7 protein-coding genes, 1 tRNA gene and 6 pseudogenes are annotated in these 10,431 nt (G+C 58.5%); 8 read left to right on the forward strand and 6 right to left on the reverse strand.

Annotation, left to right across the window (positions count from 1 at the left end; translation table 11 throughout):
- Positions 1 to 753: IS3 family transposase (locus XI08_RS10765; RefSeq protein WP_271574383.1), on the forward strand; the 753-nt coding region annotated here is incomplete at its 5' end.
- 235 nt (positions 754 to 988) lie between these two features.
- The gene (locus XI08_RS10770) at positions 989 to 2,158 is read left to right on the forward strand and encodes a glycoside hydrolase family 18 protein (RefSeq protein ID WP_271574384.1); all 1,170 of its coding nucleotides are present in this window, start codon (positions 989 to 991) and stop codon (positions 2,156 to 2,158) included.
- A 534-nt stretch (positions 2,159 to 2,692) separates the two neighbouring features.
- Here XI08_RS10770 and XI08_RS10775 read toward each other — a convergent pair.
- Complete coding sequence (locus XI08_RS10775; RefSeq protein WP_271566623.1) at positions 2,693 to 2,902, reverse strand: hypothetical protein; 210 nt, start codon at positions 2,900 to 2,902, stop codon at positions 2,693 to 2,695.
- 1,262 nt (positions 2,903 to 4,164) lie between these two features.
- Between XI08_RS10775 and XI08_RS10780 the strand changes: the two genes are divergently transcribed.
- Complete coding sequence (locus XI08_RS10780) at positions 4,165 to 4,314, forward strand: hypothetical protein (protein ID WP_161533424.1); 150 nt, start codon at positions 4,165 to 4,167, stop codon at positions 4,312 to 4,314.
- A gap of 434 nt (positions 4,315 to 4,748) precedes the next feature.
- On the opposite strand, the pseudogene istB reads toward XI08_RS10780, so the two are convergent.
- Positions 4,749 to 5,517 (reverse strand): annotated as a pseudogene (istB, locus tag XI08_RS10785) (IS21-like element helper ATPase IstB).
- A gap of 38 nt (positions 5,518 to 5,555) precedes the next feature.
- Positions 5,556 to 5,771: pseudogene (locus XI08_RS10790) on the reverse strand (IS21 family transposase); the annotation flags it as partial.
- Between the two features lie 208 nt (positions 5,772 to 5,979).
- Here XI08_RS10790 and XI08_RS10795 point away from each other — a divergent pair.
- From XI08_RS10795 to XI08_RS10805, 3 genes and pseudogenes are all read left to right on the forward strand, one after another.
- Entirely contained in the window at positions 5,980 to 6,240 is a 261-nt protein-coding gene (locus XI08_RS10795; protein ID WP_161533425.1) for a hypothetical protein, read from the forward strand.
- A gap of 812 nt (positions 6,241 to 7,052) precedes the next feature.
- Positions 7,053 to 7,127 (forward strand): annotated as a pseudogene (locus tag XI08_RS10800) (transposase); the annotation flags it as partial.
- Between the two features lie 440 nt (positions 7,128 to 7,567).
- Positions 7,568 to 7,815, forward strand: a pseudogene (locus XI08_RS10805) (P-type conjugative transfer ATPase TrbB); the annotation flags it as partial.
- 215 nt (positions 7,816 to 8,030) lie between these two features.
- Here XI08_RS10805 and XI08_RS10810 read toward each other — a convergent pair.
- On the reverse strand, positions 8,031 to 8,420 hold the full coding sequence (locus tag XI08_RS10810; protein ID WP_271574385.1) for a hypothetical protein: 390 nt from the start codon (positions 8,418 to 8,420) through the stop codon (positions 8,031 to 8,033).
- Here XI08_RS10810 and XI08_RS10815 point away from each other — a divergent pair.
- Positions 8,416 to 8,486 (forward strand) — tRNA-His (locus XI08_RS10815). The genes XI08_RS10810 and XI08_RS10815 overlap by 5 nt on opposite strands.
- A 937-nt stretch (positions 8,487 to 9,423) precedes the next feature.
- Here the strand turns inward: XI08_RS10815 and XI08_RS10820 are convergent.
- Positions 9,424 to 9,741: a BRCT domain-containing protein gene (locus XI08_RS10820; RefSeq protein WP_333927156.1), complete on the reverse strand. Its 318-nt coding sequence runs from the start codon at positions 9,739 to 9,741 to the stop codon at positions 9,424 to 9,426.
- 6 nt (positions 9,742 to 9,747) lie between these two features.
- Positions 9,748 to 10,086 (reverse strand): annotated as a pseudogene (locus tag XI08_RS46235) (hypothetical protein); the annotation flags it as partial.
- Between the two features lie 126 nt (positions 10,087 to 10,212).
- On the opposite strand from XI08_RS46235, the pseudogene XI08_RS10825 reads away from it, so the two are divergent.
- Positions 10,213 to 10,431, forward strand: a pseudogene (locus tag XI08_RS10825) (IS110 family transposase); the annotation flags it as partial.

Raw genomic sequence — 10,431 nt, forward strand, 5'->3', positions numbered from 1 at the left:
TCTCCCAGCGCCAGATCCCGCAGCGACGAGGAGCTCGGCGGCAAGGTCAAGGCCAGCTTCGTCGCCAGCGACCGCACTTATGGCGCACGCCGGGTGTGGCGTGACCTGCTCGCCGACGGGGCGGATTGCGGCCTGCACCAGATTGAGCGGCTGATGCGCCTGCAAGGCTTGTGGGCGCGGCCGCGACGTCGGCGCTTGCCGAGGGACAGCGGCGACCGACAGATCGAGATCGTACCGGCGAATCTCCTTGACCGGCACTTCGCCGCCGAGCGCCCCAACCAGAAATGGATCGCCGACTTCACCTATCTCTGGACGGCCGAAGGCTGGCTCTATGTCGCAGCGGTGATCGACCTGTTCTCACGCCGCGTGGTGGGCTGGTCGATGAGTGCGGCCATGACGGCACAACTCGTGACGGACGCATTGTTGATGGCCGTCTGGCGACGCGGCAAGCCGGATGCGCTGTTGCATCACTCCGACCAGTACACCAGCGAGCAGTTCCAGCGCCTGATGGCCGATCACGGCATCGTTTGCAGCATGAGCCGCTCCGGCAACGTCTGGGACAACGCGGCGATGGAGAGCTTCTTCTCCTCGCTCAAGACCGAGCGTCCGGCCAACAAGATTTATCGAACCAGAGACGAGGCACGCGCCGATGTGTTCGACTACATCGAACGATTTTACAACACGACCCGCAGGCACTCGACCATCGGCTATCTCAGCCCGGTTGAGTTCGAGCGCAAGGTGGGATTAGCTTAACCGGGTGTCCATCAAACCGGCAGCAGCTCATTTGAAATCGGCGGTTAATGGGATCGTATGGCGCGGGAGCGGCTCGACAAGTGCGCGGCAGTGAGAAGGCTCATGTCTTGGAGGTGATCGAGTTATCGGTTGGTGTAGGTACAATCTGACAGAGAGAAGGTCGTAAGCCGTGGCAGTTGATCGTCGAACCTTCGCTGTGGGTGGGTTTTCCACGCTCGTGAGTGGATACGCGCTGATGAAGCAGGGGCGGACCGCGCCGGCCTTCAACCCCGTGGTCGTCGGCTATGTCGCCCCGTGGAAGGCCCGGGCGGGCGGTCCAAGCATCAAGACAATCCCGGCTCGCGAGCTGACCCACCTGATATACGCATTCGGCGCCGTTTCTGCGGAAGGATCCGCTGAACTTGCGGATCGTTGCCTCGACACAGGAGCCTGCGACGGAACCTCACGGTCGGGCCCGGTCGGCGGCAATTTCGCCCAACTTGCCGAACTGAAGCGGAGCAATCCGAAGCTTCGGATCCTGATTGCATTGGGCGGATGGAGCGGATCGAAATATTTCTCGGCCGCCGCTGCCACGCCGATTTCGCGCGCGCGGTTCGCGCAATCGGTCATCGAGGCGTTCTTTCGGCCGTATCCCGGTCTGTTCGATGGTGTGGACGTCGATTGGGAGTTTCCCGTTTCGGGAGGGCCTCCAGGAAATCTCGCGCGCCTCGAGGACCGTACGAATTTCACGCTCCTGATCGCGGAACTCCGCCGAAAGCTCGATAAGCTTTCCGCATCGGAGCGCAGGGAGCTGGAGCTCACCATTGCCGTGTCGGCCGCGCCCGACAAAATCGTCAATCTACAGGCAGCCGCTCTCGCCCGGCTGGTCGACCGGTTTCATCTGATGGCCTACGATTATCACGCGGGCTCGGCCCTTGCTGCCTTCAATGCCCCGCTGTTCGCCTGCGCCGGCGATCCAAATCCCGATCTCAATGTCGATGCGAGTGTGAAGGCCTTGATCCGGGCCGGCGTGCCGCCGGCCAAGGTGACGCTCGGGGTCGCCTTCTATGGCCGAGCGGTTGCGGACGTTCCGCCCGAGAACGGCGGGCTCTTTCAAAAGGGGGCGACAGCAAGCGAGGAGTGGGGAGGGAGTGACGGCGTCGATTATCGCGATCTCGTTGCCCGGCAACCGGAAGAGCAGGGCTTTCGCCGGTATTGGAGCGACGAAGCCCAGGTGCCGTGGCTCTATGACGCCGAACGGCGAATATGGATCAGCTACGACGATCCGCTTTCCATTGCGCGCAAGGCGATGTACGCGCGCGCCCATGCACTCGCCGGGATCATGATTTGGGACCTGTTTGCTGACGACGGTTCACTGCTCGCAGCACTCCGCACCGGCACCTTTCCTTCGCAAAAGTCCGAATAGGGGTGTGGTTAGCGCGCCGCGCTTAAGCGCGTCATCGGCGCGCCTCAAGCCAGCCGCGAACTGGGCGGTGCTGGGGAATCAGAGCCACGTCCGATTGAAAGCGGCTCCTGTCGCCAAAAAAAGGCGGCCGGCAGCATCGTTCCAAAGGCATGCCAACGGCAATGCGTGTTTTCTTCCGTGACGCGGCTCCTAATTTGAGGGACTGGCTCGCCTCCAAAGCCTCTTCTGTATTGAGGCTTCTCTAGCGGGGAAGGTGATCTTGGCTACCAAGCACACCAAACCCTGGCAGTGAAGTCGGACAGTCTGAATTGTTTGGTGCTCTTCTCCCTCAAAACGAAGGCGGTTGATGAACGTTAAGAGCCGGGGCGCGCCGAATCTCGGAGCTTGAAGGGTCTAACGAGCTGGCGACACCGTTTGGCGTGATGGGGAAAGACTGAATCCCAGGTTGATGCTCATGAGTACGTGCATGAACCCAGAGCCTCTTGCTTGGGCATCTTGAGGCATGTTTCATGTCACCTGCCAGTTGGCGTGGCCTCAGGTTCGATGAAGCGAGCTTGATAATTTCCGAATGCGCCAATCTTCTGCGTCGTACGTTTCCACCGGCAACTGCAATCTTTTGGCCCGTTCGTCGCGGTCCTTCTTTCGAAACTCCCGCTCGCTGCGCTCGAACTTGGCTAGTTCGTCATTCGCGGCTCGCATGAACTCAGCGTGCGAGGCGCTGGCGCTTTGGATACGGTCGGACATATTCATCTCCGGACAATTTGGTCAGAAACGTAAACCGAAATGCCGCGAATGACCCCAACCTTACACCATCTTGAGAACACTGCGAAATAGCAACGAATTGGCTGAAATAACTGCGAACAATGTGAGCGCCACGGCCTATGAACACGACGCATCAACAGCTTAGCGGCTCTTGCCGTGCAACATAGTGGCATGATGCTCGAAGGCCATGTGGCCGAACTGAACGAACACCGAGGCTCTTTCCCATTTTCGCAGCGTCGGGGCACGATTGCTACCGTTGCGGCGCCACAGCAAACGAACAGCCGGTCGGATCGGAGAGATCGGAAAGCGATAAGCCCGGCATTGACGGTCGCGGGACGAACGGCATCGAGGGCATCATCTCGCGGGCAGACCTGGTGATACTCTCTAGCCTGCTAGGGGGGCTGTCGCCGGCCTGAACTGGTATGACAACGAATGTGAAATTGGCCGCAAGCAAAGCAAAGATTGTGAAAACTATTCGCAGTGAAAGCGCCCGCGGCCCCTTTTGGGTTCGGATGAAATATCAACCAGCAGATGCGTGCAATAGATGGTGCGCCTAAAGTATAGACCGTCGACGCGCTAAAAGATGTTGGATGCGGGGCAAGGGCACAGCTGCATCACTTTAGGACTGATGGTGGTCCGCATTATGGAAGCAGCTATGTTTGATACCATCACAGAAGGAGGCCGCGGGTGAGCCCGGAACGACCGGACCATTGTCCCAGCTCGGTTGAAGCAACTCCAACAGCGGCTCGCCGCCACCAGATGCGGCGGAAGAACGAACGGCAGCAGCTCCACTTAAGAACCGGACCCGGTGGTCCTCAGCAAAGGGTCCACTTCACTGCAGGCCGCGCGAACATTACGTCGCATGTCAAAGTCATAGCATTCTCGTCGCAAACGCGACGCCTATTTGTTGTTGATGCGGCTCCACAGCACATGGCAGCTGCACGTGCCGACCGGCAGACAGAGCCGAGTCACCGAACCAGGCAAGACAAATAGATCGCAAAAACGAAAAGCGGGCGCGATGGCAGGCTCCATCACCTTTCCTGGTTTGCTACGCTCAACTAAACTACACAACAGTGAGTGAACTCGAGGCCGGTCGTGATGTCCGCCGCCCTCCATGGCGACGCGCAGAACTTGCTCGGAGTGGAGGGCCGAAGCGAGCGCATTCCATTTATCGAACAGCTTTTTTCTTGGCGTAGTTGGCACGGTCTTTGATAGCTGCTCCTCACACAGAAAAGGAGACAACGATGAAGACCGATATGTCAGCCTATGGCGTAACCGAACTAACTCCTCAAGAGGCATCGGCAACTTCGGGAGGCTGGTTTTGGGCGATTGTGGAAGTGTTGGCGGGCCTAGCAGCATCCATCGCCGCTGGCGGCCTCTTGCCTAAATCTTGAAGCCAAAAAAGAGAATGTGGTCCTAGCTGTCGCGGGATGCTGCCGCAGCTGTGCGTTTTGAACCGCAACTCTAGGAAGCGGTCTTGGTCGCATGGAGTTAGAGCCCATCCGATCGAGCGCACCTATAGCGGCAGCTTTGACTGCCAAGCTGGAGGCTGAGCGGGGCGCGCTCACTGACAGATGCAGATAGTCGGACAGCTGTCAATCAGGCCGCTGAACGAGGCAGAATGGGGGGCTTGGGTTCTCACTTCACAGTTGCCGCAACTCTTGAGTCCCTTTTTGCGCGGCCGTAGGGCCGGTCGATCCGGCATCACTGAAAGGACTCAAAAATGACGACCGATGTGTCAGCCTATGGTGTAACCGAACTATCTCCTGAAGAATCATTTGTGACTTCGGGAGGGTTTTGGTAGTGCGACAATCTGGCTGGGAAGCCGTCAATCAACGAGTGTTTTTGAGGTCGCGTGCGACGGTGGCCGACCTGGGCCGCGTTTTCGCTCGAGCGCGGTGCGCCTTCGTCGACGTTCATTTCGATGATGGTGGCGTGGTGAACGAGGCGATCGATGGCGGCGAGCGTCATGGCGGGATGCGGGAAGACCCTATTCCATTCGCCGAAGGACTGATTGGCGGTGATCAGCATCGAACGCCGTTCGTAGCGTGCGCTGATGAGTTCGAACAGCACGCTTGTCTCGGCCTGATCCTTGGTGACGTAGGCGAGGTCATCGAGGATCAGGAGGTCGAAGCGATCGAGGCGATTGATGGCGGCCTCGAGGTTGAGCTCGCGCCGCGCCACCTGGAGCTTCTGCACGAGATCGGTGGTGCGGGTGAACAGGATCCGCCAACCGTTCTCGATGAGAGCCAAGCCGATCGCTGTCGCCAAGTGGCTCTAGCCACCGCCAGGGCGGCCCGAACAGCAGCAAATTGGCGCCCTTGCCGACCCAGCCGTCGCCAGCGGCAAGCGCGGTCACCTGCGCTTTGGAAATCATCGGCACGGCCTCGAAGTCGAAGCTATCGAAGGTCTTTTCCGGCCGGCAGCCTTGCCTCGACGAGATGGAGCTCGATGCGACGGCGGCCGCGTTCGGCGATCGCGTGCTCGGCGACGACGGCGAGGAAGCGGGCCGCCGGCCAGCCTTCCTTGTCGGACTGTTCGCCGAATTGTGGCCACAGCACCTTGATGGCGGGCAGCCGCAGCTCGTTGAGCAACAGATTGAGGGGCGCGGTGTCGACGGTGTTGGCCGTGTTCGTGCGGCATCTCCGATCTGGCTGGCGCCGATGAGAAACTCATAGCTGGCGAGCGGGGCGAGCTGCACCATGACCTGCGGCACGCAGGCAGGATCGGGCGCGAAGTGGGCGCGCAGCCGGTTGAGGTCGGGGGCGAGCTGACCGGCGACTTCGGCCTCGCAGCCGCGCTCGTGCGCCAGCGCAAGCAGATCGACCATGAGCCGGCAGGCTTCCCTGTCGGCTTCGAGGAACTCCTTGGACAGGGCATAGTGCATTGAGGCGCGAAATTAACAATGGTGTAGCAGTTTCGCCCGATCCGCATCCCGGTGATGCTCGCTGCCTTCTTCGCGCATGTCGTGTTTCCAACTGCTCGATTAGTCGTGTTCGCAACGCGATGTTCAAGCGGCCCGCTGCACATTCCCTGTCAAGACCCCGAATGACGTGCAAATGCTCGTTTTTGCTGCTCTGCGCGCGGTTGGCCCGAGGCTTGCGTTCCTGCGGTATCGTCGGCAGCAGTTGCTGACCGGCAACGATGTGAAAGGAGAAAACATGGAAAGCGATATGTCAGCCTATGGCGTGAACGAATTGACCCTTGAAGAAGCATGTGCGGCTTCGGGAGGTCACGATGTGATGCCGCCCCACTGCCACCCCATCCTCGGCAAACGCAGTGATTGTAACATCCCAGTCTGCCCGGAGCTCAATAACTAAACGCAAACATTTTGGCGAGCCGGCGAGCGGTACGCGATACCGCTCGCTTGTCCCGCTTCAGTCCGAGAAATTATAGACGTAGTGCTTCGCCAAGATTAAGAAAACGCCTCTGTCTCGGCGGCGGCGCTAAGGTTTCGCAGGTGTGCGGCGAGGCTCTCAGTTGATCGGGTGAATGAGTGCAAAACGGCTTTTCTCGGTCTTTTCGGCGTAATCGCGAGTCTCTTCATTCTATCTCGTCTAGCAGCCGAAGAACGTTGCCGAGGCAGTCGAAGAAAGTTGCTGACGTTACCGCTGGGCTGCGACTTCAGAAGGTGGGTTCTCGGATTACCGCCCATGCAGCTGCAACGGCGAACATGGTTGCAAGGACTGCTGCAAAAGGCGTCGGTGGTTGGGTTCGGGTCCGAGGATTCGCGCCTATACGTCCGCATTCGTAAATGACGCTGCTGGCCCTCATACAATTCGTGACAAGTTACTATGGCTCCGGCGGAGGCCGCCTTGTGTACTTTGCGAGGCGGGTTGAGGATTGACCTTAATTTATGGTCCGGCCGTGCATTGCGAGAAGATTCGAAGATTCGTCGAATTGGCGGCGGCGGTCTTGCTTCAATGTATCCGGCCTCTGATTGGAGCGTTTGTGCTCCCGGCCATCATGGATATCAGCGCGCGCGTTCTGATTAGTCTACAGGCCTCGAACGGGCCCTTAAGGTCACCAGTATCCGCGCGCGCTCGTAAGACCGATCCTCCATTTTGTCTTGTCTTCTCGCAGGCCTCGGCTGGAGACTGTTGATGCGGCAATCGGCCGTTCGGTGATCGCACAGGTGCTAGCCTATCTCGGCCGCTATACCCATCGCGTTGCAATAGCAAACAGCCGGCTCTCGCGAGCCAGGGATCCTGATCCCATTCAAGACTAACGGGAGATCGTCGATTTGCACGGAAATCTCGGCAGTCGGGGACGACGCGTCACCGGCGGCAAATGATTGAGGAACTCCGCCGCTGAATAATGAAAAATAGACGATCTTCAGTGCCTTCGCGCGCGCAACGTATTGCGGAATCCAATTGAATGCGCCGCGAGCGGTGACATGACCGATTTGCACTCAAGAAGCTGCCGATAGTCTGTCAAAGCCTGGGCAAATTCACGGTCGCACTTTTCTCTATGACGAGCCTGTCATCAGGGCGGTCAGCAGCCTTCTATGCAGCAAGTATTTTTTCGCTGCTCTACGCTGGCTCCCCACGACTGCTGAATAGTTGTTGAACTAACCCGTTTCCTGCCTTTTATATCCATCCCCGTCGCCGATCGCTTGCTGCGATTGGCTCTCGACGGGGGACGATCATGGCGGGCACTTCACTCCATTCGGAAGCGTTCTCGCGTGGCGCGCGCATGCTGCCACCGCGCTGGGCCCTGCGATCGCGACCTTCCTTGAAGACCCCTCGATCGTCGAAGTGATGCTCAACCCCGACGGTCGGCTCTGGGTCGATCGGCTGTCCGGCGGACTGGAGGATAGTGGCCGCACGATGTCCGCCGCCGACGGCGAGCGGATCGTGCGCCTAGTCGCGCACCATGTCGGTGCTGAGGTGCACGTGTAGGTGAATTTGCCGAGACCCGGAGTTGGCACGTCTACTGTCGCAACGCGCGGACGCTGCATCTTGGCCCCATCTGCGAGACCGCCGATAAATTCAACGCGAGCTTTGGTCATAGGTCTGATTATCCCCGGTCTCTTCAGCGATCACGGTGCGCGACAATTGGAGGGCATGTGCCGATCGAAGCTCTCCGGGTGGGAAATTCGAATCTTCCTTCAGGCACCATCGTTTGACCTCCCGACTTGCGATCGATGCTGATCGATCGCCTCAACCAACGCGATCAGATCGACACTACCGTCGATGATCGTATCACGGGGATTGCCGGCGTCGACATGGACGCCGGCGCCCTTATGTTCCTCGTGCTGCCGGCGCAACTCGGTCAATATGATATCGATCAAGCTCACGGCAGCGCCGTCTCTCGAGTCTCCAGTTTGCTGACGTTGTTGAGTTTGTTGTGCCGCGCGACTTGGTCGGACAACAAGTTCGACGGATAGGTCTTGCTCGCCGGCATCCATCAGTGCTTCGTTGAGCGCTTTTACGGCATCAACTATCTTCACGGATGCTGCCTTCTGTTCTGCTGTTGCCAACTCGTTTTCTTTCGCCATTTTCGTTTAAGGGTAGGACGCTGGATTGTGGATCCGGTAATGGCCGTTCGAGTCGGCCAGGTGGTGCCGGCTTGGCGAGCTATCCGGATGGCTCGGCGTGCTGCGATGAGTGAGGCTCATTGGGGGGAGACTCGGGTACACAGCTGTGTGCTCGCTTTATCAATCGGCTAATTCGGAGAGGTCGCCATTGGTAATGCCGAATTATTCGTGTGTTAGCCGTTGCATCCATCCGTTCTGGAGGTCCGGTTGGACTTTGGGCGCCTCACTTGCAATTTTCTCATCCGCTGAGCGACAGCGACTTCGCTTCTCTCGAGCAGGATAGAAATACGCTTCGGCACTTCGTTGTTCGAGCCGAGTTCGAGCAGGCGCTCGTCCTCTTCCTTGCTCCATCGCCTGGACCGGTTCCTAAGCGCACTGATATGATTGACTGTCATTCCTTCGCCCTGGTTGTTTGGTGTGTCCTTTGGGTGAAACGCGATTGCCCGCAGACTAGCGGTCTCCAGCGTGCCAGTCCGCGCCGTGAAGGCGGATCATCTCACGATGAGCGCGTTTGATGAAGGCGCGTTCGAACCAAAGGCCAGCACCGAATGACGCGGCAAGCAAGAATGCAGGCGAAATAGCCATTCGCAAAATCCCAGGTCGCATTGCCGGCAGCGATTGCGAGCAAAGTTCCTACCATGACAGTATTACGAATACTCTTGATCATGTCGGTTCCGCAAATACCGGGTGCAATCTTAGCATTACAACCACAGCGATAATCGGCGCAAAGTGGCTGTCATCCGCCGTCTTTCTGCACGGTCGGCCGATGGTGAGACGCGGTCCACACTCGTGAACAGCCGGTGGCTAATGATCTTTCGCACATTGCGAAGGTCCAGCACCGCGTGCGCGGGGATCGTGACATCAAGTCACTTGGCGAAGATATTCGTATAACACGCGCTTGCGCTTGCGAACGCCTATGCTATTGCTGAGAATAAGATGCGGTCATGTGGATACGTAACCGTCGCTACTCCTGGGCATAGTCGGCCGCGGCTTTCGCGAGCTGAAGAAAAGCGCTCTCGCGGAGAATGCGGATTCGTGGCCCTTTTGCTATCAGCGCTTCAGTTTTGAGATGCTTGCTGCTCTTCGATTGACCGGTTTCGAAACGGGTCACATCTTGATCGCCCACGATGAGCAGCGTCGTGTTTTTCGTGACGCCGCCATCCACTTCGCGGCCTACACGGGCCGCCAGGTTGGCCGCTTTGCGTCGCGGCATCGACAAAGCTCCTGTGAAGACCACCACTTCTCCAGCGAGCAGGCCGTCGAGATTGCCCTCGCGCGTTATATGGCTCTATGGGGGAAGAGGCTGGCAACGTGTGATCCAGTCGTCAATCGACAGGCCTGTCTCTTCCATAGCTTTAAGGAGGATCTTGCCCGTGGCGCGAGCATCTTCCGCTGCATGATGATAGCTGAATGTGATACCGAATTCGCGCGTCAGATCTCCAAGGCCATAGCCTGCGCGTGCGAATTGAGCCCAAGCTCGCCGCGTCGTGTCCAGCCACCGGCAACTAACGTCTGTGAGGCGGTGTCGAGCGGATGCCTGTCGCATCGCCGCTCGATCGAATAGCGTATGACTGACAACCATCGCACCATTCAGGCGCGAGGCCAGTTGCGGATAGATGTCCGGAAACTTCGGGCGCTTCGGATTTGGCTTTCACCGATCCCATGAATAGAGACATTGATTGGGTCAAAGTAGTCATCGGGAGTCACAAGTAGGGACCGTTCCGTCAAGGATGTTACTACTAGTGGGCAAGATTTGGCCAAGCAGGTTTTCCAGGTTCATGGCGCAGACGCTGAAGGCGCACCGCTGTTCCAGCGAAAGCTACGGCGTGCGGACGTCTTGCGCTTCTTCGAGAAATTGTCACCGTGTTTGGTCGGAATGGAAGCATGCGCGAGCGCGCACTATTGGGCGCGCGAGATCGCGGCTTTTGGTCATGACGTCAAACTTCTGCTACCTCAATATGTGAAGCCATTC

The sequence above is a fragment of the Bradyrhizobium sp. CCBAU 11361 genome (genome assembly GCF_028128935.1).
GTDB classification, from domain to species: domain Bacteria; phylum Pseudomonadota; class Alphaproteobacteria; order Rhizobiales; family Xanthobacteraceae; genus Bradyrhizobium; species Bradyrhizobium niftali.